General features: G+C 63.0%; 19 protein-coding genes and 2 pseudogenes. 8 read left to right on the top strand and 13 right to left on the bottom strand.

Going from position 1 to position 25,939, the window contains the following annotated elements; genetic code table 11:
• Positions 1 to 3 precede the first annotated feature (3 nt).
• The 4 genes from JF616_11085 to JF616_11070 all read left to right on the top strand — a co-directional run bounded on the left by JF616_11085 (position 4) and on the right by JF616_11070 (position 3,979).
• Entirely contained in the window at positions 4 to 1,143 is a 1,140-nt protein-coding gene (locus JF616_11085) for a mechanosensitive ion channel (protein MBW8888288.1), read from the top strand.
• Between the two features lie 99 nt (positions 1,144 to 1,242).
• Positions 1,243 to 2,403, top strand: a complete 1,161-nt coding sequence (locus JF616_11080) for a hypothetical protein (GenBank protein MBW8888287.1) — start codon at positions 1,243 to 1,245, stop codon at positions 2,401 to 2,403.
• Positions 2,404 to 2,568: 165 nt separating this feature from the next.
• On the top strand, positions 2,569 to 3,504 hold the full coding sequence (locus tag JF616_11075; protein MBW8888286.1) for an SdiA-regulated domain-containing protein: 936 nt from the start codon (positions 2,569 to 2,571) through the stop codon (positions 3,502 to 3,504).
• A gap of 97 nt (positions 3,505 to 3,601) precedes the next feature.
• Positions 3,602 to 3,979 (top strand): zf-TFIIB domain-containing protein, encoded by a 378-nt coding sequence (locus JF616_11070; GenBank protein ID MBW8888285.1) that lies wholly within the window; start codon positions 3,602 to 3,604, stop codon positions 3,977 to 3,979.
• A gap of 7 nt (positions 3,980 to 3,986) precedes the next feature.
• On the opposite strand, the gene JF616_11065 is transcribed toward JF616_11070, so the two are convergent.
• The 8 genes from JF616_11065 to JF616_11030 all read right to left on the bottom strand — a co-directional run bounded on the left by JF616_11065 (position 3,987) and on the right by JF616_11030 (position 12,836).
• A complete protein-coding gene (locus JF616_11065) occupies positions 3,987 to 4,979 on the bottom strand; it encodes a YpdA family putative bacillithiol disulfide reductase (protein MBW8888284.1) in 993 nt (330 codons plus the stop codon).
• Positions 4,980 to 5,033: 54 nt separating this feature from the next.
• Complete coding sequence (locus tag JF616_11060; GenBank protein ID MBW8888283.1) at positions 5,034 to 6,461, bottom strand: pyridoxal-phosphate dependent enzyme; 1,428 nt, start codon at positions 6,459 to 6,461, stop codon at positions 5,034 to 5,036.
• A 21-nt stretch (positions 6,462 to 6,482) separates the two neighbouring features.
• Complete coding sequence (cysW, locus tag JF616_11055; GenBank protein MBW8888282.1) at positions 6,483 to 7,343, bottom strand: sulfate ABC transporter permease subunit CysW; 861 nt, start codon at positions 7,341 to 7,343, stop codon at positions 6,483 to 6,485.
• A gap of 1 nt (position 7,344) precedes the next feature.
• The gene (gene cysT, locus JF616_11050; GenBank protein ID MBW8888281.1) at positions 7,345 to 8,181 is read right to left on the bottom strand and encodes a sulfate ABC transporter permease subunit CysT; all 837 of its coding nucleotides are present in this window, start codon (positions 8,179 to 8,181) and stop codon (positions 7,345 to 7,347) included.
• A 1-nt stretch (position 8,182) separates the two neighbouring features.
• Positions 8,183 to 9,229 carry a sulfate ABC transporter substrate-binding protein gene (locus JF616_11045; protein MBW8888280.1) on the bottom strand — a complete coding sequence of 349 codons (1,047 nt, stop codon included), beginning with the start codon at positions 9,227 to 9,229 and terminating at the stop codon, positions 8,183 to 8,185.
• A gap of 36 nt (positions 9,230 to 9,265) precedes the next feature.
• Entirely contained in the window at positions 9,266 to 10,792 is a 1,527-nt protein-coding gene (locus JF616_11040; protein ID MBW8888279.1) for a porin, read from the bottom strand.
• Positions 10,793 to 10,858: 66 nt separating this feature from the next.
• Positions 10,859 to 11,314, bottom strand: a complete 456-nt coding sequence (locus JF616_11035; protein MBW8888278.1) for an Rrf2 family transcriptional regulator — start codon at positions 11,312 to 11,314, stop codon at positions 10,859 to 10,861.
• A gap of 112 nt (positions 11,315 to 11,426) precedes the next feature.
• Entirely contained in the window at positions 11,427 to 12,836 is a 1,410-nt protein-coding gene (locus JF616_11030; protein MBW8888277.1) for a hypothetical protein, read from the bottom strand.
• Positions 12,837 to 12,923: 87 nt separating this feature from the next.
• Here JF616_11030 and JF616_11025 point away from each other — a divergent pair, with 87 nt between their 5' ends.
• A complete protein-coding gene (locus JF616_11025) occupies positions 12,924 to 14,057 on the top strand; it encodes an undecaprenyldiphospho-muramoylpentapeptide beta-N-acetylglucosaminyltransferase (GenBank protein MBW8888276.1) in 1,134 nt (377 codons plus the stop codon).
• Between the two features lie 85 nt (positions 14,058 to 14,142).
• A pseudogene (locus JF616_11020) lies at positions 14,143 to 14,660 on the top strand (VTT domain-containing protein).
• Positions 14,661 to 14,684: 24 nt separating this feature from the next.
• On the opposite strand, the gene JF616_11015 reads toward JF616_11020, so the two are convergent.
• Positions 14,685 to 15,863, bottom strand: coding sequence for a hypothetical protein (locus JF616_11015; GenBank protein MBW8888275.1), 1,179 nt, complete (start codon positions 15,861 to 15,863; stop codon positions 14,685 to 14,687).
• Between the two features lie 316 nt (positions 15,864 to 16,179).
• Here JF616_11015 and JF616_11010 point away from each other — a divergent pair, with 316 nt between their 5' ends.
• A complete protein-coding gene (locus JF616_11010) occupies positions 16,180 to 21,972 on the top strand; it encodes a S8 family serine peptidase (protein ID MBW8888274.1) in 5,793 nt (1,930 codons plus the stop codon).
• 73 nt (positions 21,973 to 22,045) lie between these two features.
• Here JF616_11010 and JF616_11005 read toward each other — a convergent pair whose 3' ends face one another.
• The 4 genes and pseudogenes from JF616_11005 to JF616_10990 form a co-directional block, all read right to left on the bottom strand.
• Complete coding sequence (locus JF616_11005) at positions 22,046 to 22,882, bottom strand: phosphatase PAP2 family protein (protein ID MBW8888273.1); 837 nt, start codon at positions 22,880 to 22,882, stop codon at positions 22,046 to 22,048.
• A 154-nt stretch (positions 22,883 to 23,036) separates the two neighbouring features.
• Positions 23,037 to 23,636, bottom strand: coding sequence for a hypothetical protein (locus JF616_11000; protein ID MBW8888272.1), 600 nt, complete (start codon positions 23,634 to 23,636; stop codon positions 23,037 to 23,039).
• Positions 23,636 to 24,427 carry a metallophosphoesterase gene (locus JF616_10995; protein MBW8888271.1) on the bottom strand — a complete coding sequence of 264 codons (792 nt, stop codon included), beginning with the start codon at positions 24,425 to 24,427 and terminating at the stop codon, positions 23,636 to 23,638. Before JF616_10995 ends, JF616_11000 begins: the two co-directional genes overlap by 1 nt.
• Before the next feature lie 179 nt (positions 24,428 to 24,606).
• Positions 24,607 to 24,723, bottom strand: a pseudogene (locus tag JF616_10990) (chromate transporter).
• Between the two features lie 82 nt (positions 24,724 to 24,805).
• Here JF616_10990 and JF616_10985 point away from each other — a divergent pair.
• Positions 24,806 to 25,939: hypothetical protein (locus JF616_10985; GenBank protein MBW8888270.1), on the top strand; the 1,134-nt coding region annotated here is incomplete at its 3' end.

The raw sequence follows: 25,939 nt of genomic DNA, 5'->3' as shown, positions 1-25,939 counted from the left end.
CCCATGGATTTCCCCGAAACCCTCGCCAAGTTCCTCGATCAAAGCTTTCTCGGCAGCCCCGTCCGCGAGGAAATCAAGGTCCTCTTAGGCATCCTGGTGGGCGTCGCTTTGCTGCGCCTGTTCCAGGTCTTCGTCATCCGGCGCTTGCGCCGTATTTTCGAGCGCACCGCCAGCACCTGGGACGATCTGCTGGTCGCATCGCTGGAAAAGGACGTGGTACCCGCGCTCTACGTGATGATCGTCTATTTGGGTCTGCGGGATTTGCCCTGGCGGAAGTCCATCCAGGACGGTATGCGCACCCTGGCCACCGCCCTCATCACCGTACTCGCCGTGCGCGCGGTGATCGCCATCGTCAACCATTCCATCCAGGCGTATTGGCGCCGGCACGAGGCCGACCGCACCCAGGCCCGCGAGAAGAATCTCAATGGCATCATCACCATCGCCAAGATCGTGGTCTGGATGCTGGGCTTACTCCTTTTGCTCGATAACCTGGGCATCAAGATCTCCGCCTTCATGGCCGGGCTCGGCATCGGCGGCATCGCCGTGGCGCTGGCGGCCCAGGCCATCCTGGGCGACGTCTTCTCCTACTTCGTGATCTTTTTCGACCAACCCTTCGAAGTGGGCCACAACATCAAGGTCGGCGATCTGCAGGGCGAGGTCGAGCATATCGGGCTCAAGACTACGCGCCTCCGCAGCGGCGACGGCGAGCAGATCATCCTCTCCAACAAGTCGCTGACCGATTCCAAGGTGCAGAACTTCAAGCGCATGCACCGGCGCCGCGTGGTCTACCAGTTGGACTTCGATGCCGCCACGCCGACCGAGGCCCTGCGCGGCCTGCCCGACAAGGTTAAGGCCCAATACGCCCGCTTTCCCGATGTCACCTTCGAGCGCTGCCATTTCGTCCGCTTCGCCGACGGGAATCCGCGCTTCGAGACCTCGTACGTGGTGGAGACGCCGGATTTCGGCCGGCATCTGGACATCCAGCACGAGGTCAACTTGGGGCTCCATGAGGACTTGGGCAAGTCCGGCATCCGCTTCGCCGTTCCCGGCCGTACCATCCGCATCCGGTCCGGCGGGAGCCGTCGCCCGCAGGGTGGCGATTCCGGAACTGGTCGGGCGCAAGCGGGCCCGGAAGGCGGCTAACGCGATCGCCCCGCCCCGGCGGGGGATTATTTATTTTGGGGTACGATCCGCACTTCGGAATTCCGGGGGCGGGCACGGGTCCGGGGCAAGCGGGAAGCCATGAAGAAAAAGCAGGCCAAAGCGGCGCGCAAGACCGCATCCGCGGCGAAGCCCTCGAAGCCGTCCAAGCAGGCGAAGGTGCCTAAGAGCGCGAAGGCCGCGCCGTCCAAGCGTCCGGCCAAGGCCAAGTCGCCCACTGCGGCCGCCCCGATCAAGCGGGCCAAGCCGAAAGCGGCGCCCAAACCGGATGCAACGGGCAAACCGAAACCAGCGGCCAGACCGAAGCCGGCCGAAGCCAAGTCCACGGGTCCCGCCCTCGAAGAGGCGTTCGGAACCGATGCGGTCCCGCGCGATGAGCGCGCCAGCTTGGAGAAGGTGATGGCCAGCCTCACCCAGATTTTCGGCGGACGCGATACCATGTCCGATGCCGAGCTCGACGCCCTGCTCGACGATAAGATGGCCAGCGGGGAAATCCCGCCTTCGGCCGCGCTCGACCCGCTCGACGAGGCGCAGAGCCTGGTCTACGAGGCCTGGAACTCCGACGGCGCCCGCAAGGCCTCCTTGGCGCGGCGCGCCCTGGAACTATCCGAGGATTGCGCCGACGCCTACCTGATACTCGCCCAGGAAGAGACCAAGACGCGCGAGGCCGCGCTGGATCTGTACCATAAAGCCTACGAGGCCGGACGCCGCGCCCTGGATCCGGCGATCTTCGTCGAAGGGGAAGGCGACTTCTGGGCCATCATGGAAACGCGGCCGTACATGCGCGCCCGCCTGGCCCTGGCCGAATGCCTGTGGGATCTGTCCCGTAAGGAAGAGGCCCTGGGCCATTTGCGGGAATTGATACGCCTCAATCCCTCGGACAACCAGGGCGTGCGCTACATCTTGCTGCAATGCCTTTTGGAAAGCGGAGCGGACGAGGAGTTGGGCGACCTCCTGTCCCGTTACGGCGAGGATGCTTCGCCGGAAATCGCGTACACCCGGGCCCTCTGGCAGTTCCGCCGCGCGGGCCGGGGTAAGGCCGCCGACGCCGCCCTGGCCGAGGCCCTGCGCGCCAATCCCCATGTTCCCGCGTTTCTGCTCAAACGTAAACCTTTGCCTTCCAGCGCGCCTTCCGCCGTGGCGCCGGGCGGCCCCGAAGCCGCCGGCGCCTATGCCTCGGGGGCCCTGGGGGCCTGGCACCAGACCTTGGGCGCGGTGGAATGGCTGGCGTCGCACAGCTAGGAAATCCTGCGTTACCATTTTTATAAGCGGTCCCGGAAGGAACTGTTCCGTCCGGCCCTCCCGCCCCCATCCTCCCCAAGCCGGCATGGCATTCCCGTCCGAAAAGGTTTCGCTTTCCCGGCCGGTAACGGTAAATTCATTCCGGAGCTGATTGCGGAGGGGCAAATGGCGTCGATAAGAGAAACGATAGGACGACGGAACCGGATAACCATCGGATCGCTGGGGCTGATTTGGGCCGCTTGCGCGGGCGTGGCGCAGGCCCAGCAAAGGCTGGAACTGGACAAGGCCCTGCCCTTGGACGGACCGGCCCTGGTCCAGCCTTCGGGCCTGGCTTGGGACGGAAAGCGCCTGCTCATGGTCTGCTCCGTTCATGACGACGATATCTTCGTCGTGGAACCCCAAGGGGACAAGGCCGCCTTCAAGGAAGCGATCCATATCCGTCGCCCCAAGGACGCCGAAGGCATGAAGCTGGCTTGGCGCGGCATCGCCGTGGGCCAGGACGGGGCGCTCTACCTGGCCAGCGAACAGGCCTGCCGCATCCTGCGCGTGGAAAAGGACGGGGATGCCGAGTGGATGGGGCCGAGCCTTCTGGAAGCCGGCGCGGAGAAGGGCCTCTTCGCGGGCGGGAACTCCGGCATCGAGGGCCTCGCGGCATTGGGGAAGAAAAAGTTCCTGGTGGCCGCCTCGCGGGAGCCCCGCGGCCTGCTCGATCTGGATCTCTCCGGTAAGGGCCCGGTCATCACGGCTTGGCTCCTGGATAAGACCCAGGTCCCCTTGGGACAAGGCCGGCGCCGGCCGGACTTCGCGGACCTGACGGCGGACCAAGGCAAGCTTTGGGCCTTATGCGCGAACTCGGACGCCATCGCCCAGCTGAAGTGGAGCGGCTCCGATTACGCCGAAGGCCAATACTGGAGCTACTCCCACGTGATCGAGGATGCGAAGTACAAGTACGCCGGCCTGCGCATGGGGCTGGCCCGGGGGCTGGCGATGGATGGCCGATCGGTCTTCATCGCCTTGGACAACAAGGGCGTGGGCCGCCAGGCCGATCCCAACGATAAGCGTCCCTTGCTGCTCGTCTTCAAGCGGCCCAGCGGCGTTTAACGCCCTACGGCTGGCCGCTTCCGGCAAAAAGGCTATTTTTCCGCTACACCCCAAATCAAAAGCCGACGCCCTGCCGGGCGGCGGGCGCGGAGCGACGATGGATTGTCCCAAGTGCGACTCGATCATGGAAGACGTCACCTTCCACAACATCACCGTGGAACGGTGCACCCAATGCAAGGGCATTTGGTTCCCCGGGGTGGAGCACAAGGATCTGAAGGCCTTCAAGGGATCCGATTCCATCGATACGGGCAGCGCGGAATTGGGCAAGCAGTACGACGAGATGAAGGACGTGCATTGCCCCGTATGCGACATCGTCATGAACCGCGTCGCCGACCGCTTCCAGCACTACATCCATTACGAGGTGTGCCGCAAGGGGCACGGGACCTTTTTCGACGCGGGCGAATTCCGCGAATACAAGGACGAGACCCTGGCGGATTTCATCAAGAGCCTGAAGCTCTTCATCAAGAAGCCGTAGACGGCCCCTAAGGGCCCTTTAGCCGCGCGGCGATGGCGTCGGCGATGATGCCGCCGTGATGTCGCCCGTTCTCTATGAAGACCTCGCTGGTGTGCACGCCGGCCACCACCACCCCGGCCAGGAACAGGCCCCGGCGCCCGGTCTCGAAGGCCTCGCCGAGCCGGGGCCGGCCCGCTTCCTTGTCGATGGCGACTCCCAGTCTTTCCAGGAAGGCGAAGTCGGGCTTATAACCGGTCATGGCCAGGACCGCGTCGTTGGGCAAGGTCCGCTCGCCTTCCGGTCCGCGCAAAACCACCTCGCGCTCCCGCACCACCGACAGCGTCGTTTGGAAATGGGCCCGCAAGCTGCCTTCTTGGATGCGGTTTTCGATATCCGGCCTCAGCCAATATTTCACACACTCATCGAAAGCGGTTCCCCGGTGGATCAGGGTCACGCGCGCTCCGCTGCGGACCAGGTCCAGGGCCGCGATCACCGCCGAGTTCGCCCCGCCCACCACCAGCACGTCCTGGTTCCAGAAGGGATGGGCTTCCCGGTAGTAATGGCGCACCTTGGGTAAATCCTCCCCCGGCACGCCCAGCAGCTTGGGCTCGTCGTAGAAGCCGGTGGCGGCCACCACGGCGCGGGCGCGAAAGGTTTCCACGCCGCCTTCCCGGTTGCGGGCCTCCGCCGTGAAATCCCCTTCGCTCCCGCGCAATGCGGTCACGCCCCGCCACTGCCGGATATCGAGACCATAGTGTTCCGCCGCGCGGCGATAGTATTTGAGGGCTTCGGCGCGCACCGGCTTTTCGCCCAAGGAGGTCATGGGCAAATCGCCGATTTCCAATCTCTCCGGCGTAGTGAAGAAGACCAGGTTGGTCGGATAGTTCCAAAGCGAATTTACGATGCAACCCTTGTCCAGCACCACCGTGGCGAGGCCGCGGCATTTCAGGGCGATGGCGCAGGCCAAGCCGGTCGGGCCGGCCCCGATCACCAGAGCGTCGAAGAGGGGCGCGTCGGGCATGCGGCTAAGATAAGCCCCCGTCGCCGGCGGCGCAAGCGGGAGCCGGCGCGGGCCTCAACTCCCCAGATGGAAGTGGACGATGTCGGAGTAGGTCAGGATGCCCGCCGGTTCCCCGCGATCCAAGACCAGGGCCGCCGGGTTCTCCCGGAAATAGCCGAAGGGGGCGGGCAGCGTCGCGGATCGTTGTAAAGTCGGCAAAGGCAGACCCATCACCTCCGCGACTTTCATTTCGCCGAAAGCGTGGGCGTCGCCCCGCTCCGTCGCTTCGAATTCGGCCAACCGTTCGGCGATGCCCTTCTGGTTCACGCTGCCCACCGGGACCCCATCGGCGAGCACGGGCAATTGGGAAATGTCCAGAGTCATCAGGGCGGTAATGGCCTGGCGGACGCGATCGTCGGGATGCACGGTATGCAGCCGCCCGAAGCGCACCGGTTTCTTGGCCAACAGTTCCGCCACCGGTACGGCGTTCTCGCGGCGCGCCCCGTCCAGGAAACCCTGATCGCGCATCCATTCGTCCGAGTAGATGCGCGACAGGTAATTGCGCCCGTCGTCGGGCAAGATCACGGCGATGGTTTTCCCGGCGGCCCAAGCGGCGGCGATCCGTAACGCCGCGGTTACTGCGGCCCCGGAGGATCCGCCCGCCAAAAGGCCTTCCTCCAGGGCCAGGCGGCGAGCCATGGCGAAGGCCTCGGCATCGTCCACGGTCAGGACCTGATCGAGCAGTTTCAGATCCAAGGTCCCCGGCAGGAAGTCCTGGCCGATCCCTTCCAGCAAGTAAGGCCGGGATTGCGCTTCGGCGCCGGCAAAGGCGCTTTGGTAGCGCGACCCCTTGGGATCGACGCCGACCAGTTTCAGGGCCGGTTTCATCTCCTTCAGGTAGCGGCCCGCCCCGGTGAGCGTTCCGCCCGTCCCCAGGCCCGCCACCAGCACGTCCAACTTGCCTCCGGTCTGCCGCCAGAGCTCGGGCCCGGTGGTCTCATAGTGCACGCGGGGATTGGCCTCGTTGAAATATTGGTTGGGATGGAAGGCCCCCGGCGTCTCGTCGGCGATGCGCCGGGCCAGGTTGCGGTAATGGCCGGGACTATCTTCGGGCAGATCGGTCGGGGTCAGGATCACCTTGGCCCCGTAGGCCTTGAGCAGGTTCACCTTGTCGGGCGAGATGCGATCGGGCATGGTCACGACCAGGCGATAGCCCTTGACTCGCGCGGCGATGGCCAGGCCGATGCCGGTGTTCCCGAAGGTGGCTTCCACCAAGGTGCCTCCGGGCCGAAGTTGGCCCTGCGCCTCGGCGGCTTCGATCATGGCCACGCCCGCGCGGTCCTTGACGCTGCCTCCGGGGTTGAACCATTCCAGCTTGGCGAGAATGTCGGCGCCTTGCGCGCCTTGCAGTCGGCGCAGGCGCACGAGAGGCGTTTGGCCTACCAGGTCGAGGACGTTATCCGCGATGCCGTCGCGGCGGGAAGGCGGGGAGTTCGTGGGCATGGCGTTATCCTCTTTTCCGGCTCAGGTTCCGCTTACGGGGCCGCCCGCGTTCTTTCGGGCCCGGTCCACACGCTTCTGCACGATGGCCTTGGCGGCCAAGGTTATCAGGGCCAGGAAGCAAAGCAGGGAAGCGGCGGCGAAGGCCTGCACGTAACTGTAATCGTTGTAGAGGATTTCCACCTGCAGGGGCAAGGTGGTGGTGAGCCCGCGGATATGGCCGGAGACGACGGAGACCGCGCCGAACTCGCCCATGGCGCGGGCGTTGGTGAGGATGACTCCGTAGAGCACGCCCCACTTGATGTTGGGCAAGGTCACGTGCCAGAAGATGCGCCAGCCGTTGGCCCCCAGGGTGCGGGCGGCTTCCTCTTCCTCCTTGCCTTGCTCCTCCATCAGGGGGATGAGCTCGCGGGCGACCATGGGGAAGGTGATGAAGATGGTGGCCAGCACGATGCCGGGCACGGCGAAGATGATCTTGATGTCGTGCGCCTGCAGCCAGGGCCCGAACCAACCGTTCTTCCCGAAAAGCAGCACGAAGATGAGCCCGGAGACGACGGGGGAAACGGCGAAAGGAAGATCGATCAAGGTGGTGAGCAGTTGCTTGCCCGGGAAATCGAACTTGGCGATCGCCCACGAGGCGGCCACCCCAAAGGTGAGGTTCAAGGGCACGGCGATTACGGCGATCAGGAGGGTGAGGCGGATGGCGAACAAGGTATCGGGATCGGCGAAGGAGTGCAGGTAGGCTTTTATGCCTTGGTCCAGCGCCCCGGCGAACACGGTGATGAGGGGGACGAAGAGCAGCAGGAAAAGGAAGCCTACCGCCGCCGCGATCAGCACCCACTGCAACCAGCGCGGTTCGCTGACCGCCGCTTGCTTGGAATCCATGCTAATGGCCCCCCCGGGTGCGGGCGCCCGCCCAGCGTTGCATCATGTTGATGATCAGGAGCAAGGCGAAGGAGAGGACCAGCATGATGCAGGCCACCGCGGTCGCGCCCACGTAATCGTATTGCTCCAGCTTGCTCACGATGATGAGGGGGACGATTTCCGTCTTCATCGGCATATTACCCGAAATGAAGATGACCGATCCGTATTCGCCCAAGGCGCGGGCGAAGGCCAGCGATAAGCCCGTGAAGAGGGAGGGGAGCACGGCGGGGAAGATGAGCCGGCGGAATATCTGCCAGCGATTGGCGCCCAAGGAGGTGGCGGCTTCTTCCACTTCCTTATCCAAATCTTCGAGCACCGGTTGCACGGTGCGGACCACGAAAGGCAATCCGATGAAGATGAGCGCGACGATGACGCCGAACTGGGTGTAAGCCACCTTGATGCCGAGCTTGGATAACGGCCCCCCGATCCAACCGGTCTCGGCGTAGACGGTGCAGAGGGCGATGCCGGCCACGGCGGTGGGCAGGGCGAAGGGTAGATCGACCATGGAGTCGAGGAAACCGCGGCCGGGGAATTGATACCGCACCAAGACCCAGGCCACCAGCAATCCGAACACGCCATTGACCAGGGCGGCCCCGGCCGATGCCGTGAAGCTGAGCCGGAAGGCGGCCAGGACCTGCGGGTCCAGGAGGATATCGTGCAATTGCGGCCAGGTGATGTGGGCCGCCTTCACGAAGGTGGCCGAAAGCGGGATCAACACCACCAGGCCCAGGTATAGCAGGGTGTAGCCCAGGGTGAGCCCGAACCCGGGGATCACCGATGCCGCCCGCTTCCGCGCCATGTTACTTCCCTTCCTTCTGGATCCGATCGAACACCCCGCCGTCGGCGAAGTGCGCCTGCTGCGCCTTGGCCCAGCCCCCGAAGGTGTCGGCGATGGTGAATAGCTTGATGTCCGGGAATTGCCCCGCGTATTTGGCCGCGACCTTCCCGTCGCTGGGCCGGTAATAATTCCGTGCCGCTATTTCCTGGCCCTCGGGGCTGTAGAGATGCTCAAGGTAGGCTTTCGCGACCTTGGCCGTGCCATGCTTGGCCGCCACGCGATCCACCACCGCCACCGGAGGCTCGGCCAATATGGAGATCGAAGGCGCCACGATTTCGATCTTGTCTTTCCCTAGCTGCTTCACCGCCAACAGGGCCTCGTTCTCCCAGGATATCGCCACGTCCCCGATGCGCCGCTGTACGAAGGTGGTCGTCGCCCCGCGCGCGCCCGCGTCCAATACCGGCACGTTCTTATACAAGGCGGCTACGAAGGCGCGGGCCTTGGCGGAGTCCCCGCCGTTCTGCTTAAGTGCGTAGCCCCAGGCGGCCAGGTAATTCCAACGCGCCCCGCCCGAGGTCTTCGGATTGGGAGTGATCACCGCGACGCCCGGTTTGATCAAATCATTCCAGTCCTTGATCCCCTTGGGATTCCCCTTACGCACCAGGAAGACGATGGTGGAAGTATAAGGCGTGCTGTTGTGCGGCAAGCGGCCTTGCCAATCCTTCGCCAACAATTGCCCCTTCTCGGCGATGGCGTCGATGTCGTAGGCCAGGGCCAAGGTCACCACGTCGGCGTCGAGCCCGTCGATGACGGAGCGGGCCTGCTTGCCCGAGCCTCCGTGGGATTGCTTGATCTCCACGTCTTCGCCGGCGGTGGTTTTCCAATAGGCGGAGAAAGCCTTATTGTAATCCTCATACAACTCGCGCGTGGGATCGTAGGAGACGTTGAGCAAGGTGACCTTCCCGGCCAAGGCGGGGATGGCGGCCAAGGCGGACAGGGCAAGGGCGGCGGGCCAGCGAGCGGGAAATAAGCGGGAGAAAATTAAGCCGTGGGTACGCTTCGTTTTCATATCGGTCCTTCCATATAGGTTGTGGTTCGGCGTTGATCAAAAAGCGGTCTGCAAACGGCCGAAGAAGGTTTTTTCTTCGGGCCGATCGGCCCCGGACGCCCCGCCGCCCCGGAATTCGGTCCATGCGTAATCGGCGGAGAGCTTGGCGTAGCGCGACAAATACCAATTGAGGCCGGCGGTCCAAGTGGCGGCCTCTTCGGCCGCGGAGGCGGGATTAGCGTAGAGAGGGAAGGCATCGGCATCGGCGTCCAAGCGGGAGTAGCGGGCCACCAGCTCCAAGGCCCCGAACCCATTCGCGTTCCCGCCAGCGTCCCCTCCTGAAAGGGAAACGGGATGGCGCGGCTTAAAGCCCTTGAAGGAAGGCGACTCGCCGGTCAAGACCCACGAGGCCGTAGCCTGCCAGGCCGTGGTCGTAAGCGTGGCCTTCTCGCCCGCGTTCGCGCCGCCTTTACCCACTTCCTGGGTCGACGCTATGTATTCCCCCAAAAGCCCGAAGGGTCCGAAGTACCAATAACCTTGGGGATTGAGGCGGTACTGTCCGCCAACCGCCCGCGCCGTTCCCGAATCGCCCGCGACGGCGGCGGTGTTGCTCACGGCCTTGGTCGCGGCATTGTAGGCGACGGCGGAAGCCTTGTCGGCCACCGATCGATACGCGTAAAAGGTCTGTTGGCCTTCGGTCTTATAAGCCGCCAACTCGGTATTGGCCGCATCCCCGAAACGCTTACCCCAACTGGCCGCGAACCCCAGCCCCAGGCCTTGCAGCGGCTCGACCCTGCCGTTCTTGAAAGGCTGGGCGAAGACGCGCCCGATCAGATCCTTGTCGTCGTTGAGATCGGCGTCGCGGCTGGCGCCGTCCACCGCTCCGTTGAAAACGCCGACGTAATAGCCGATGGACTCGTCCAGGAAATCGCCGAGCAGGGAAATCCCCAGATCGTAATTGGGAGTGAGCGAAGTGGGGTGGGCGAATTCCACCAGGGCCATGTCCTGGCTCGATTGGATCCGCTCCAGGCCCAGGGGCGTCTTGGATTTGCCGATGCGCAGGCGGGCCCCCGGCCAAAAGGCCAGTTCGCCATAGGCGTCGAGGATTTGGAAGGTCGCGGCGAATTCCGGCTGCACGCGGAAGTTGTAGTACTTGCCTACCGTGCCCTCGAGCACCGGTCGCACGCGGCGCAAGAGCAAGGTATTGGGCAGCTTGTTATCGCCATCTTCGAAGTAGTAGCGGCCGTCGGTGTGCTGGAAGAACTTGAACTTGAGGGTGCTTTCCTTGTCCGCCGAGATCAGGCTGAAGCCATCCTTGCCCGCGGTCACCGCGGCTGCTTGTTCCTTGCGGGCGGCCTCTTCCTCTTCCTTCACCTCCAGCTTGCGTTCCAGGAGCCGGATTTTCCCGTCCAGCTCTTCGAGCGAAGGCGCCGTCTCCGCCGGGCCGCCGCTCGCGGCTTGTCCCCGCGCCGAATCGATCGGGATGGCCGCGTCGGCCGCACGCGCGACCGTCGGGAGGGAGAGGGCGGTAATCACGGATAATGCGGCCCAAGGCGAGGGGACGGAAAGGAAAGGCGAGCGCATAGGATCTCCATTTCGAGTTACGGTTATATTTATCATATAGAATTAGTATGCATTTGATTAAAAAAATTAGATGAAGTACATCAGGGCGGCTTCATCCGTCTCCGAGGCTTCGATAACCACCATGGCTTCCAAGCTTGTCCCATCGAGAATGTCCGCGGTCACGTCGCGAACCTTCTTCATCACCCGGCGCACGCCGCAATGGGCGAAGTCGAGGCACTCCTCGCATTTCCCGAAGGCGGACACGCTCACGCAAGGCACCAGCGCCAATGGCCCATTGAAGGCGCGCACGATTTGACCCACCTGGATCTGCGCCGGCTCCTTGGCTAAAAGATATCCGCCGCCTTTGCCCTGCCGGCTCTTCAGCACGCGCATGTTTTTCAGCTCGAGGAGGATCTGTTCCAGGAATTTGCGCGGCAGCTTTTGCGACTCCGCGATTTCCCCGATCTGCACGGGACCCTGGTCCTTGGACTTGGCCAGGAAGACGAGGGCCTTAAGGGCATATTTGGCGCGCATCGACAACATATTAAGCCTATAGGGATAATGGTAAATCCTGGAGGAGCCCTTGGCAAGGGGGAAAATCCCAATCCCGGCGGCCCCATCGAAACCGCGACCGGACCCATGCCGGGCCATCACGCTACTGGCGCGACTTCAAATAGGCTTCGGCTTCATCCTTGACCGCCCGGCGGATTCCCGCCTTGGCCCGGGCCAGGTGCTTCAGATCGATCAGGGCCACGTACTTCACGTTGATGAAGGGGCGCAGCAGGGAAATCGGGACGTTACAGGGGCTATGCAGAAGGCCGAGAGGGACGTCGCGATTGGCGAACCCCGTATGCAGCTGGCGCGACTTGGCGATCTTGCTGAGCAGGGCCACCGACCGGCTGGTGGCGCATATGAAGGCGACCAACCCGGGCATCTGGAATACCTTCGGGTTGTTGAGCAGCGCTTCCACGATGGAGTCGCGGGTGATGTTCTGGGTGATGACGGCCTTGATGTCCAGCGATCCTTCGTCCACGCCCTTGAGGAAGGATTTTGTCAACAGGTCCCGGCCGATCCACGCGGGGAAGGTTTTCACCCCGAAGTTACCGGTCACGCGGGTGCCGGCCATCTTGGCGCCGCTGCCCGAAAGCGCGGGCTGCAATACCCGCGCGGCCTGGCCGGCGTCCACTTCGAATTCTCCGTCGCGGTAGCAGGCCATGGCCTTCTCGATCCAATCCAGGGGCGCGGAAGTCTCGCCGATCGCTTCATACGTCCAGCGGCAAAGGGTGGAGAGGGCGATGAGATCCAAGGTGGGGATCTTCTTGATCCGTTGCGTTTCCATCAGCTGGGCGAGGCGGGCCAGGCTTTCGCGTTTGGCCACCTTGGACCGCCACTTATTGAAGATGCCCTCCTTCATGTAGGCTTCGAAGCTCACGACTTTCAGCCCCACGGGTTCGCCGGCCTCCTGGCGGCGGGCCAGGTCCAGCCCCTCGTGCACGGCTTCGTCGTAGATGCGCAGACGCGGCAGGATGCGCGCCATGGTCTTCAGGTTATACGGGTCGGTGTTCTCGGAAAGCCAAATGACGCGATCCTGCAAGGCTTCTGCCTCCGCGCGGATGAGGCCCGCCAGGGTGGCGCGCTGCTCCGCGGCGATGGGCCGGCCGTCGAGCACGGATTGGAAGGCGGCCCTGGCATCCTTCAGCCCGGCATCCAATTCTTCCGGCCCACGTCCGAAGAGCCATTCGGTCTTGTCCGCGAGCGCATGTTCGGTATCGGTCATGGGAAGCTCGGCGCCGATGCGTTTCCAAAGCCGGCGCAAGCGCCGCAATTCCAAAGCCCGGCTTCCGGTCTGCCGATCCGGTACGCCGATGTCGAAGAGGAAAAAGAGCAGGCGTTCCAGCAGCTTTTGCGGCGGATTGCCCTGGAAGAAGAGATCCGTCAGTTCGTCCGGGCCGTGCTTCTCTTCCTTGGACTTGTAGAAGTCGGAAAGCCGTTGGGCGCCGAGGTTGAAATCCTGGAGCCGCTCCAGGGTTTCTTGCATCAGGTTCCAGGGAGGGTTCAACGGCATATTCCCATTGTACCAAAGAAGTGGTCCCGGAAACGGGTCCGCCGCGGTGGGCGTCCGCATGCCGTGGCCTTTGCTACTTTTGCCCCGATGGATCCCGCGCGCACGATCGTGCTGACCGGCGGCGGCACCGCCGGGCACGTCATACCCAACCTCGCCTTGCTGCCGCTGCTCTCGGCCGCGGGCTGGCGCGCCGAATACGTAGGCTCCGAGGCCGGCATCGAAAAAAAACTGGTCGCCGAGGCGGGTTTGCCCTTCCACGGGATCGCTTCGGGCAAGTTGCGGCGTTATTTCGACCGGAAGAATTTTTCCGATCCCTTCCGGATCGTCCTCGGCCTTTGGCAGGCGTGGCGGATCCTGGGGCGCGTTCGGCCCAAGCTGGTCTTCTCCAAAGGCGGCTTCGTGGCCGTGCCCGTGGTCCTGGCGGCGCGCTTGCGCGGGATCCCCGTGGTCATCCACGAATCCGATCTCACGCCGGGGCTGGCAAACCGGATGGCGATCCCGTTCGCGCGCGCGGTTTGCGTCAGCTTCCGGGAGACCCTGCGGCATTTGCCCAAGGACAAGGCGGTGCAGACGGGCGCCCCCATCCGCGCCGAACTTTTCCAAGGTTCGCGGGAGAAGGGGGAGGCGTTCCTGGGATTGACAGCGCATGAGGCTGACGCGCAGGGCGCGGTCGCACCGGGTGCCGGCGGACAAAGCGCGGGCGCCGATCGGAGGCCATTGCTTTTGATCATCGGCGGGAGCCTGGGGTCGCGCAACCTGAACGCGGCCGTGCGCGCGGCTCTGCCGGGACTATTGGCGCGCTATCGCATCGCCCACCTGTGCGGCAAGGGCGGAATCGATCCAGCCTTGCAAGGCCGCCCGGGGTATCGCCAACTCGAATACGTTTCCGCGGAAATGCCGGACGTGCTGGCCGCCGCCGATCTGGTGCTTTCCCGCGCGGGGTCGAACGCCATCTTCGAATTCCTCGCGCTGCGTAAGCCGAACCTTCTGGTCCCTTTGCCGCTGACGGCTTCGCGCGGCGATCAAATCCTGAACGCCCGAGCCTTCGAGGCGGAAGGTTTCAGCCGCGTCCTGGCGGAAGAGGACATCGTGCCGGGACGCTTGGAGCAGGAATTGGCCTTGCTCGAGGCCCAGGCGGAGATTTACCGCGAAGCCATGCGAGCCAGCCCCGTGCGGGACGGGGCGCGCCACGTGATGGACGTGATCGCCCGCTGGGCTTAAGGTTCGCTAGAGTTACCTGGGAGGATCGGTGGAATTACTACGGAAATTGGTGGATCTGTTCCTGCATCTGGACGTGCGCCTGGGAATGGTGATCCAGCAATACGGCGGCCTCACCTATGCCATCCTCTTCGCCATTCCGGGTCCTTCGCGGCCCTGGAAAAGCTGCAGGTAACCGTGCTGATACCCTTGCTCTTTGGCGCCTGCCTCATGGGTGATCTCGTCAACTACGCCATCGGCAAATTCCTGGGGACGCGGCTCTTTTCCAAACCCGACTCGCGCGTGTTCAAGCGCGCCTACCTGGAGCGGACCCATGCCTTCTACGCCCGCCACGGCGCCAAGACCATCGTGATGGCCCGCTTCGTGCCCATCGTCCGCACCTTCGCGCCCTTCGTGGCCGGCATGGGCGCCATGCGCTTCCGTACCTACATCCTGTATTGCGTGGCGGGGGCCCTGCTGTGGGTCACGGTGTGCACGGGGGCGGGCTACTTGTTCGGCAATATCCCGGTGGTGAAGAGGAACTTCACCGTGGTCATCCTCGCCATAATCTTCATCAGCCTGCTGCCGGGGATCATCGGGATGCTACGGTCGCGTAAAACGGCCTAGGTCGGAAAGGCCTTGCGGCCCCGATCAATCCCGCCACCAGGTCCAATCCCCGCGGCCCCAATCCAACAGATCGTAGCAGCCGACATGGAAGGATTTTTGCCCGTCGTATAAGGCATCCCTGGCGGTTGCCAATGCGAACCCTATTTCCACGTGGCGGAAAAGCCCGAGATCGGCGGCGAATCGGTTCACCGCCATTTCCCCTTCGCCATCCAAGCGGCCGGCGCGCAGACGCAGGGTTTTCGCAACTTCCACGTCGGCTGCGCCGATCCAGAAACGTTGCGCATCGCGGAACGAGTATCCGGGGAACTGCCCGGAAAGGACCGCCGTGATCCCGACGCCCACGATCTCGATCCCATGCAGATGCGCGCTTTCCGAGATGCGGCCGCCCACATGGATTCCCATCGGCGTCAGCACGGAACCGGGATCGGAAATCAGCAAACGCTCATCGACTTGATAACCGGGATAGCGCGAGCGGACGATTTCGGGCCGCACGCCCTCGATGGGAAAGCCGACATTGTCTAGAGCGGCGCCCCAGCGGAAATTCCTTCCCCAGGTGCCGTAATACCCGGCATCCATCGAATACCCTCCCTCCGTCGCGCCCTTGTCCACGAAGGATGCGGGCGCTTTGATCACCGTAAAGGTTACCCCGAAGGCCTGGCGCAAGCGCGGGCTTAACGAAAAGGCGCGGGCCAAGGAGAGGGAATATTCCATGCCCACGCCTGAACCCGATGGGGAAGCCGTAACCGAATCGACGGGCGTGGATCCGAAATCGTGACGCCGCAACTTTAAGGAATAGCCCCAATCCGCATGGCGATAATGCGCCTCCCAGGCCGTCTCATTCAGGTCCGGGAAGTTGAGATTCGGATACAAGGAAGCATAGGCAAGGGACATGGCCGCGGTCCCGGACCGGTTCGAGTCGGCCAATACGGCGGGATTGATGAAGGATGCGGCGAAACCGTTTTCCGGCACCAAGGTTTCCGCGCCGATGCCTTGGGAAAAGGCGGGGTCCATCAAGGAATAACCGTATGGGAAGATCTCCACTTGGTCCGGGCTTCCGGGTCGGGACTTGGCGCGGGAGGCGGGGACAGCTCCGGCCGAGGGGGTTTGGGCCGATGCGTATGCGCAGGTGAAGAAGATCGCGGCCGGGGCGAGGAAGCGAAGGCGGACAGGGTTGCGGTAAAGCGGGAAAAGCATAGTCTTCAAAACCAATCCTGGACTCCGGACAAAGGGTTGCGCGCAGGGGAATTTAACCTCCGCGAAGCCAAGTCCGGAAAATCCGTTTTTGACCAGGAAATTTGAGAAAGTTGGTTTGGAGCCTACCGGGAAGCCATGGCCTCCGGGCTTCCGCCAAAAAATCCGAATAAACATGCTGCCATCCGCGGAAACTCTGACTATTTCTGGTTCGCTCGCGTTTCACCCGGACCAATAAAACTGTTTCGATACACCAAAGGCGCTTCCAATGCTGCATCTCCGGCCAGGCTCACGTTTCCTTTCACCGATAACCCTGATCCCATTAGTGATGACGGCGATTGCCCTTCACGCGGCGCCGGCGGCGCGCATTTCGGCGGCCCCGTCCGGGTCGCATGTCGTCGCGAATGCCGCGGGTATCTCCGTGGTTTCGGATTCCGGCATTTTCGCCGAAGAAAGCGTGCCGGGGGAAGTCCTGGTCAAGTTCAAGCCGGGGGCGGAGACGCAGGTACGCTCCCAGGTGACGGGCGCTTCGTCCCTTGCGAAGACCACTTCGGTGGCTTCTTTCAAGGGATTGGAAAGCCGCTTCCGCTTCAAAGGCATCAAGCAAATCCAGGACGATCCGTACGATGCCATTACCCGGAAACTGGAAAGCATGAAGGCGCCCGGCGCCGCGCCCGCGAATGCCAAACGCGATCGCATGCGCAAGCGGCTGGAACGGGCGCAAACCCAAGCGCTCCTCTCCAAGCGGGGCCGGGTCTATAAAATGAAATTCGACGTGAAAGGCGAAACCCAGAAGCAGCTTCTCTCGGAATTGGGGAAGAATCCCGATATCGAATGGGCGCAGCCCAACCATATCTACCGCACCCGCTCCACGACTCCGAACGACCCCGGCTTCACGGACCAACCTTTCCTGCAAACCATCCACGCCCAGGAGGCTTGGGACGCGACCACGGGCTCGGAGAACGTGGTGGTGGCGGTCATCGATGTCGGCGTGGATTGGACCCATCCGGATTTGGCCGCGAATATATGGAGCAATGCGGGCGAAATCGACGGAGACGGCATCGACAACGACGGCAACGGATTCATCGACGACGTGCGCGGTTGGGACTTCGTGGACGTATCGCAAAGCGAAGTGGACCCGGGCGAGGACTTCGGCCCGCCGGACAATGATCCCATGGATTTCCATAGCCACGGAACCCACGTGTCCGGCATCGTGGCAGGCTGCGGCAACAACGGCGTAGGCATCACGGGCGTAACCTGGAAGACGAAAATCATGCCCCTGCGCGCCGGGTACAGCACGCAAGGCGGGAACGGGGCCCTTACGGAAGATGCCATCATCGGGGCGCTCCATTATGCCGCCCTGAACGGCGCCGATATCATCAATATGAGCTTTGGGTCGCCCTACTACAGCCAAGCGGAATACGAGGCGATCCGATTCGCCTACGATGGGGGCTGCCTTCTGGTGGCGGGGGCCGGGAACAGTAGCTCTCCGCTGAAATTCTATCCCGCCGATTTCAATGAAGTCATTGCCGTAGCCGCGACCGGTGGTACGAACTTCGCCGCGGTCTTTTCCAATTATGGCGCGAACGTCGACATCGCGGCCCCCGGCGTAAACGTCCTCAGCACCATCCCGAACAACGGGTATCGGAAGGAATCGGGCACCAGCATGGCGAGCCCGGTGGTCGCCGGCGTCGCCGCTTTGGTGATGGCGGCCCATCCGGACTGGACGCGGGACCAGGTCGCGCATCAGCTATTGGCAACGGCGACGGATATCGATGGGACCAATTTCCACATGCGGGGACTGTTGGGCAGCGGACTTGTCAATGCCGCGCAGGCGGTCGGCCCGTATTATTCCGGGGTGAACGTGCATGCGGCGGATCCGACCCTAATGGATACCCAAGGGAACCAGAATGGCTTGCCGGAACCCGGCGAGACCGTGGATTTGCTCGTCTCCCTCCGGAACTACTCTTCAGCCAATTCCTTTACCGCACGGATCAGCGGAAATGATCCCTATATCCAGGTAATCCGTTCGGACGCCGACTACGGTGCGATCGGCGAGGGGATGTCCAAAACCAATTCCTCGTCCCCATTCCAGCTTAAGCTGGCAGCCAACGTGCCCCAGGATTACCAGACCACCCTGTCGATGGATATCTACTCCGGGGCGTCCCTGGTCAAAACCGAACCCATCGATCTCAATCGCATCAATTCGCGCTGGGGCGGGATTCACCTTATGGGTACGAGCGGAATTGGGACGAACCAAATGCTTCGCCTGCCCGATGGGCGGATTTTCTCTCTCATGGTCAACCTTGTCTCGCCTTTTTCCAGTCTTTCCGTAACTTCCCGATCGGCGGATGGGACCTGGGACGAGCCGTACTTCCTTCCGATCAACCGCACCGTCTATAACTTCGCCGCCACCGTGGACGCGCAGATGAACGTGTACGTGGCCTATATCGGGTTGTCCGGCGATTTTCCGCATTGCGACGTATTCCTGACCAAACTCGATCACGCCAGCGGAGCCTGGTCTCCCGAATTGCAAGTAACCTCGAGCGGGCAAGTTTCCTTTTACGCCGGCGATCTTACCATGGCAGCCGAGCCGGAAGGAACCAACCACGTCGTATGGATGGATAATCGGACGGGAGGGGAAGGGTTTTATTCGAGAACCGTTTCCGGGTCCATCCTGGGCCCGGAAAGCTTAGTGCATGGCCTCTCCGGGCTCCCCTATAATTATTTGAGCTCCCATACGCTCGGGGATGGATCCCGCGACCTCTTGTACTGGGTCGATGGGTCGGAGTACAAACGATCGGGAACGCCCGGAGGCTGGGGCCCGGAGATCAGCCTCCCTACGAATCCATCCCAATTCACGACGGAACCTTTCGTGTTCGGCAATGACCTGTACCGGATGGCCAGGAGTCCTTCCGACCCCGCGACTTCCCTGCAAATCCTGGGCTCCAACGCCTGGGCTTCGGTCCAAAACCTGTTCACCGGGTATTACCTGGGCGCCGAGTTATTGCCGCCGTACTCATCCGCATTGAGCATGTTCGGCCTGGGCGACATGGAATACCTCTCCACGGATGGCGGTCCGGATATCGCCCACCTCGGGGAGACGGGCGGAGTCCTGCAAAAGCAGAACCTTTTCGGGCAAAGGCAGGTCAATGGGAACTGGAGCGGATACGCTCCTTATGATGAGTATACCAGGAATTACTCCTATCAATGGCCTATGCAGCAGAAGCTCGTGAACGACGGGATCAACTCCTCGTATTCAGTCAACCTGCAATTCGCGGGTTTCTGGCAGATAGGGAACTACCTCTACCGGACCACCGAACCCGTCGCCCTCCAGCACTTTCCCACCCGCCCGGTCATCAACATAACCGGCCTCGTACCGGACCTCGACGGGCTCGGCTTGTCGTTCCATCTCGCATCGGATCATCCGCAAGGCATCCGCTACTACGAGTACGCGCTGGGAACCTTGCCCGGCCAGACCGACTTGTCGGATTGGACCCTGATCTCGACCCCCGACTATACGGCCCGTATCAATAAGGCCGATGTGGCGCCGAACCAGGAATTCTATCTGTCGGTTAGGGCCCATTCCAAAGGCGTCTATTCCAGCGCCATGGCCGTATCCGCTCCCCTGACGACGGGGATGAACATCATGATTCCGGTTCCGGGCCGGATCGAAGTCGAGGATTATAATTACGGCGGCGAAGGCGTCGGATACCATGACGCTACCGCGGGGAATTTCGGCGGGAAATACCGCAACGATGACGTCGATATCGAGGTGACCGGAGACGCGACCGGCGCCTTCGACGTTACCACGATCCAGCCTGGAGAATGGTTGGATTACGATGTCAATGTCACGGCTACCGGGTACTATACCCTTACGGCCCGCGTGGTCGCCATCGACAACGGTCCGAAATCCGCCACCATCGCCGTCGACGGGATCAATGCGGCGACGTTATCCTTCAACAATCCGTCCGTGCCCGGGGTTTATCAAAACGTGGTGTTCGATCATTTGCGGCTCACCGCGGGGCCGCATACGCTCCGCATCAACATGGGAGCGGACAGGTTCAGCTGGAATTACCTGGATGTCACCCCCAAAATCAACCAGCCTCCCGTCGCCGATGCCGGTCCCGACCGCACCCTCTTGCCGAATCACTCCACATACTTAGACGGCGGGGCTTCTTCGGATCCGGATGGTTACCCGCAACCCTTGGCCTATGTCTGGGCCCAAATCTCGGGCCCCGCAGTCGCCCTGGCCAATGCCAATTCCGTCCTGGCGAGTTTCACGCCGACGGTACCGGGCACCTATGTCTTCCGTCTAACGGTCGCTGACGGATCCGCCGCGTCATACGATGACATTGTGATCACCGTACCGGTTGTATATACCCTTACTACCGTAGCCTCGCCTGCGGCGGGGGGGAGCATCAGCGGCGGGGGCGTCTATTTCCCATCGGATAATTCTTCCTTGGTCGCAACGCCCGCGGCCGGATACGTCTTCACGAACTGGACCGGCGATCTGACGGGGACGACGAATCCCACCTACCTGGTCATGACCGGGGACAAAACGGTCACCGCCGTGTTCAACCCGCAGATCAAGATCCTGGTCAAGCAAACCGTGGCCGCCGCCACCGCTTCCAGCACCGAGACCGGGCATCCCGCCGCCGACGCCATCGACGGCAATGCGACCACGACGCGTTGGGGCAGCGCCTTCAGCGATCCCCAGAAAATCGTATTCGATATGGGAACGGCGAAGAGCATCACCACCGCGGTCCTGGACTGGCAGACCTCCAACGCGAAGAACTACACCTTGGAAGGTTCCAACGACCCCGCCTTCACCACCAAAACGGTTCTGGCCACGAAGACCAACATGCCCACCGGCGACCATCGCATCGATAGCCTAGCCGGACTGACCGGCGCCTATCGGTACTACCGGATGAGCGGCACCGCGCGGAACACCATGTACGGTTATTCCATCTGGGAAGCGCGCTTCTATGCCAGCGCCACCGTCACGGTCTATTCCATCAACGCTTCCGCCGGCGCCAACGGGAGCATCAGCCCCTCCGGTTCCGTCGCCGTCAACCAGGGGTCCGCCCAGGCCTTTACCATTACCCCGGCCGCGGGATACGTGGTGGACATCGTCTCGGTGGACGGGGTTAATCAAGGCTCAGTGACCTCGTATACCTTCTCCAACGTGGCCGCCAACCATTCCATCAGCGCCACCTTCAAGCCCGCCCCCCAATACACCCTCACCGTAAGCGCCGCCAACGGCACCGTGGCCCTGTCCCCGGCAGGCGGAACCTATGTGAGCGGAACCGTGGTGACCCTGACGGCGACGCCGAATACGGGCTACAAATTCGGGAGCTGGAGCGGAGCCGTCACCGGCACGGCCAATCCCGTCAGCGTAACCATGACCGCCAACAAGAGCGTCACGGCCAATTTCACCGCTCTTCCCACCTACACGGTCACGGCCACGGCGGGGACAAATGGAACGGTAAGCCCTTCCGGCACGGTCACGACCTATCAGGGAACGGCGCGCGTCTTCACCATGGCGCCGGCGACGGGATACCTGGTCAACGCGGTAACCGTGGACGGCGCCGCCGTCGGAGCCGTTACGACCTATACCTTCCCGGCCACCACCACGGGAACGCATACCCTCGCAGCGTCCTTCAAGAAGGATCCGAGCCTGCCCTTGCCCGGCCGGATCCAGGCGGAGGATTACAAGCTCGGCGGCGAAGGCGTCGGTTACCACGACTTGACGACCGGGAACGCGGGGGGCCAATACCGGACGGACAACGTAGACATACAGGCGACCACGGACGCCGGCGGCGGTTATAATGTGGGATGGATCCAGGCCGGCGAGTGGTTGGCCTACGACGTCAATGTCGCCGCGGCCGGAACCTATAGCCTGACCGCGCGCATGGCATCAGGAACGGCGGGTACGAAATCCGCCGTCCTTTCAGTCGACGGCGTCAACGTGGCGACCTTCTCGTTCACGAACGCGTCCGGGACCCAGAGTTGGCAAAACGTTACGGTGACTGGGGTGAAGCTGACGGCCGGCGTGCATGTGATGCGCGTAACGATGTCCACATCGAATTTCAACCTCAACTATATCGATGTGAAATAGAAACAGGCTTTCGAAGTAAAGGCGGGCCTGGACGCCGAATCGCCCGGACGATTAAAGCATCGCCGGGGCGGTTTCAAAAGGTGTGCTGCAAGGACGGCCCCACCGCGTTGGTCCCTTCGGGAGCGACTATCCCAAGGCGCCAGGCTATACCCATATGCACCTTGGGAACCAGGTATCCGCACAGGGCTCCCGCGGCCGCGCCCGCCAGCACATCGGAAGGGAAGTGCTTGCCCGCCAGGACGCGCATCGATCCCACGGTGGAGGCCAGGGCCAGGCTGCCGCCCCATACCCAAGGCGTGAGGCGGGAATCGGGATGGCGGGCCTGGAAGGTGTAGGAAGAATAGACCGCGGTGGCGAAGGCGGATGCGGTATGGTTGGAGAAGAAACTGCTCGCGTTCTGCGGGATCTTTCTTTCGGATTCCGGTACGGCGGGATCGTACGAGAGCGGAGTGGCGTGCACGCGCTCGCTTTTTGCATAGCTGCTTAACGCCCCCGAGAGCACCAGGGTTTCTTCCAGCAGGATCCCGTCGACGGCGATGGCTCCCCAGGAAGCGGTCCCGTTCCAACTATCCGCCAAGTCCACGGCGGCGGGCACCAACAGTTCCGCGCCGGCCACCACGCTGCTCAGGGCCGACAGCCGGGGCGAATAGAATCCGATGGCCCAGCGATCGTAAAGCGGAATGGCTGACTTATCCAGCGAGGGGCTCCAAGGATGATCCGCGCGCGTACTCGCGATCAGCGCGTCCGAGTTGGTCTTCATGGCATAAAGGCCCAGGGCCATCGGCCCATCCACCCAGGGGGACAATCCGTACGGGAGCGGAGTCCTCGCGGCGAAAGAAGGGGCGAGGGCGGCCAGGCAGAGGGCCCCCATTATGCCGGTGGATCTCGGGCGAAGGAGGAGATGAATCATACGGATGTCCCGCGGATGGCGGCCGGGCGCAAGCGCGGCCTTCGTTGAGGGTAGTATACGAATGCGATCCGGGCCGGGAAAATATCCGCGTCAACTGTAAACCCGCGCCAAAATCGAAAGGCTCAGAACATCCTCTAACCCGGCTTACCACGTCCTACAGGTAAAGCTGGGCCGAAATCGAAAGGCTCAGGATGTCGCCCAGGTCCACTTCCCGGTTTTCCCGGTACGATTTCAGGTACTGGTTGATGGTGCCCACTTCCACTTGGGTCCCGATGCCGCGAAAACCCCGGGTCCGGCGGGGCAGATAGTCCAACTTGGCCCCCGTGAAGAACCAGAAGTACAGGGCGTCGGGCCAGTAATAATCGCGCTGGGCCTTGGGTAGGAATAACTGGTACTGGTTGCCGAGGGTTACGTTGGCGGCGACTCCCGCCAACGCGGGCTCCAACGCGAAATGCCGCGGCAACTCCAGGCTACCGAAGGAAAATGAATTCCGTTCCGAGAAAACGTGGACGCGGCGATCGGCCACCCACACCGGCACGTAGCCGTAGCTGGCGCTGAGCTCCACCTGCCGGCGCCACCAGGAATAGCCCGGCCCGAAGCTCATCAGGCCCGCTTGGCCGGCGTATTGCATGCGCACGAAATCGGGGATCAAGGCGGATGCCGCGCTTTCGGTCGCGCGAGCCCCGAGGGCGGAGAAGAAGATCCCCAGGGCCCACAACCCCGCGAAGCGCGCCCGCGCGCGGCGTGCCGGCATCAGTAGAATACCCTTTCCACCGTGGCTTTCCCGTCGTTCAGGGTCACCAGGACGTAGTTGCGATCGCCGATGTCGTCGGCGATGAGGTAGGGGATCCCGTCCCCGTAGAACTCGCCATAGTCGTAACTATGCGTATGCCCGCCGATGACGATCACGGCCCGGTTCTTGGCGTACAAGTCCACCAGCCGTTGGCTTTGGGAACTGTCCAATTGATCGGTGTATGGCGGGGCATGGCAGACGGGGATGATGCGGAGGGAATCGCCCGCCGACGACATGGCGCTGTCCAGCCATCCCCAATCGGGGATCCCATCGGGGATGCCGCGCGCGTTGTCGTCGAAGAAAACGAATTCATACCCGCGCCAAGCGAAGGTGAAATCGGTCGGGCCGTAAAGCCGTTCATAGAGGGCCTTCCCGTCGGCCTGCACGTCATGGTTGCCGACGCCTACGATTACCGGCGCCCGGATCTTGGCGATGATGTCCGAGAAGGCCTGGTATTCCTCCGCATAACCGTATTTCGTGACGTCCCCCGCCACCACCACGAAATCGATGCTGCTGTCGGCGTTGATCTTATCGATCCCGGCCCGCAATTGGTCGTAGAAAAGGTGGGTATCGGCCATGACGGCGATCTTGCCTTGCAGCCTCCCCCCGGCGAGCGCGGCGATGCGCTCGAGATTCCTCTCATTGAGATGCGGCTCCTGGCGTTCGGCCTCCAGAATCGTCGGGCTATAATCGAACGTTTGGCAGGAAAGGAATAGGAGCCCGGCCAAGGCATAGGCCACGCGGGAGCGCATAATCCGGAAATACGTTCGGCGCGAGGCGGCGGAAATAGCGACGGATCCGTGTGAAAGGGCGCAATTCCGGCCTTGGCTATCCCCCCAGCCAGCGCGCAAGGAGCCCGACCGCCCCTCCGATGGCGATCAGGAGGGTCGAAGAAGCATTGCGTCCGAGCAAGAAGAGGGCCCCCGGCCATGAGCCCCAGGGCGGCCAGTAACCCGCCCGTTACCCCGCCGAGCAGGTAACCGATGAAGGTGGCGGTGGTGAAGAAAGGTCCGGGCGTGACCTGCCCTACCGCCACTTCGTCCAGGATACGGGATTCGGTGAGGGGTCCGCCCGGGCCGGCGAAGGCCGACCGTCACGGGACGGCAACCGGCGAATGCTATATTTGCCCCGTGAGCGAGCCCATCCGTTACGAAGACCGAGGCGCCTCGGCCGATAAGAGCGAGGTACACAAAGCCATCGCGGGGGAGCATCCCGGCCTCTTTCCCGGCGCCTTCTGCAAAGTCCTGCCCGACACCCTCGCGGGAGATCCGGCCCAATGCTTGCTCATCCATGCCGATGGGGCCGGCACCAAAGCCATCCTGGCCTATTTGCACTGGAAGGAAACGGGGGATTTCTCCGCCTTTAAGGGACTGGCCCAGGACTCCCTGGTCATGAACGTGGACGATCTCGCCTGCGTGGGCGCCTTCGGCCCGTTCCTCATCATCGCCGGCTATCGCGAATGCGTCGCCCTCTTGGCCGGCCACGGGATCGAAATCGCCAGCGGAGGCGGGGAGACGGCGGACTTGGGCGATACCGTGCGCACCCTGGTCGTCGATTCCACCGTGGTCGCCCGCATGCCGCGCCAGCGCGTCATTACGGGCGATCGCCTGCGCCCGGGCCTCGCCATCGTAGGACTATACTCGGGCGGGCGCGCGACTTACGAGAGCGCCGAGAATTCCGGGCTGGGTAGCAACGGCTTTACCATGCTGAGGCACGAGTTCCTTTCGCCCCATTACAAGCAGGCCTATCCCGAGGCCTATGCGCCCGAGATCGCCAACCTGGCCTACACCGGCCGCCATCGCCTTTCCGACGCGCTCCCGGGATCCAGCCTCACCATCGGCCAGGCCCTGCTTTCGCCGACGCGAACCTACGCGCCCATCCTCAAAGCCGCCATCGCCGCCGCCGGCGACGCCATCGCCGCCATCTTCCACAATACGGGCGGCGGGCAAGCCAAATGCCTGCGCTTCGGCCGAGGCCTCCTCTACGTGAAGGACGATCTGTTCGATCCTCCGCCCGCCTTCAAGCTTCTCCAGGCCGATCCCGCCCATTCCCCCCGCGAACTCTACCGCACCCTCAATATGGGCCATCGCATGGAACTGGTTTGCGAGCCCGGCGCTGCCGCAGGCATCATCGCCGGCTATCGCGAATGCGTCGCCCTCTTGGCCGGCCACGGGATCGAAATCGCCAGCGGAGGCGGGGAGACGGCGGACTTGGGCGATACCGTGCGCACCCTGGTCGTCGATTCCACCGTGGTCGCCCGCATG

The organism is Fibrobacterota bacterium (genome assembly GCA_019509785.1).
Taxonomy (GTDB): domain Bacteria; phylum Fibrobacterota; class Fibrobacteria; order UBA11236; family UBA11236; genus Chersky-265.
Note: the sequence above shows the minus strand (reverse complement) of the source record. Positions and strands in the feature narration are given on the sequence as shown.

What these genes read in the sequence shown, in the direction of transcription:
- JF616_11085 (MBW8888288.1), top strand. Translation starts at nt 4, where the DNA reads ATGGATTTCCCCGAAACCCTCGCCAAGTTCCTCGATCAAAGCTTTCTC.
- JF616_11080 (MBW8888287.1), top strand. Translation starts at nt 1,243, where the DNA reads ATGAAGAAAAAGCAGGCCAAAGCGGCGCGCAAGACCGCATCCGCGGCG.
- JF616_11075 (MBW8888286.1), top strand. Translation starts at nt 2,569, where the DNA reads ATGGCGTCGATAAGAGAAACGATAGGACGACGGAACCGGATAACCATC.
- JF616_11070 (MBW8888285.1), top strand. Translation starts at nt 3,602, where the DNA reads ATGGATTGTCCCAAGTGCGACTCGATCATGGAAGACGTCACCTTCCAC.
- JF616_11065 (MBW8888284.1), bottom strand. Translation starts at nt 4,979, where the DNA reads ATGCCCGACGCGCCCCTCTTCGACGCTCTGGTGATCGGGGCCGGCCCG.
- JF616_11060 (MBW8888283.1), bottom strand. Translation starts at nt 6,461, where the DNA reads ATGCCCACGAACTCCCCGCCTTCCCGCCGCGACGGCATCGCGGATAAC.
- cysW (MBW8888282.1), bottom strand. Translation starts at nt 7,343, where the DNA reads ATGGATTCCAAGCAAGCGGCGGTCAGCGAACCGCGCTGGTTGCAGTGG.
- cysT (MBW8888281.1), bottom strand. Translation starts at nt 8,181, where the DNA reads ATGGCGCGGAAGCGGGCGGCATCGGTGATCCCCGGGTTCGGGCTCACC.
- JF616_11045 (MBW8888280.1), bottom strand. Translation starts at nt 9,229, where the DNA reads ATGAAAACGAAGCGTACCCACGGCTTAATTTTCTCCCGCTTATTTCCC.
- JF616_11040 (MBW8888279.1), bottom strand. Translation starts at nt 10,792, where the DNA reads ATGCGCTCGCCTTTCCTTTCCGTCCCCTCGCCTTGGGCCGCATTATCC.
- JF616_11035 (MBW8888278.1), bottom strand. Translation starts at nt 11,314, where the DNA reads ATGTTGTCGATGCGCGCCAAATATGCCCTTAAGGCCCTCGTCTTCCTG.
- JF616_11030 (MBW8888277.1), bottom strand. Translation starts at nt 12,836, where the DNA reads ATGCCGTTGAACCCTCCCTGGAACCTGATGCAAGAAACCCTGGAGCGG.
- JF616_11025 (MBW8888276.1), top strand. Translation starts at nt 12,924, where the DNA reads ATGGATCCCGCGCGCACGATCGTGCTGACCGGCGGCGGCACCGCCGGG.
- JF616_11010 (MBW8888274.1), top strand. Translation starts at nt 16,180, where the DNA reads ATGACGGCGATTGCCCTTCACGCGGCGCCGGCGGCGCGCATTTCGGCG.
- JF616_11005 (MBW8888273.1), bottom strand. Translation starts at nt 22,882, where the DNA reads ATGATTCATCTCCTCCTTCGCCCGAGATCCACCGGCATAATGGGGGCC.
- JF616_11000 (MBW8888272.1), bottom strand. Translation starts at nt 23,636, where the DNA reads ATGCCGGCACGCCGCGCGCGGGCGCGCTTCGCGGGGTTGTGGGCCCTG.
- JF616_10995 (MBW8888271.1), bottom strand. Translation starts at nt 24,427, where the DNA reads ATGCGCTCCCGCGTGGCCTATGCCTTGGCCGGGCTCCTATTCCTTTCC.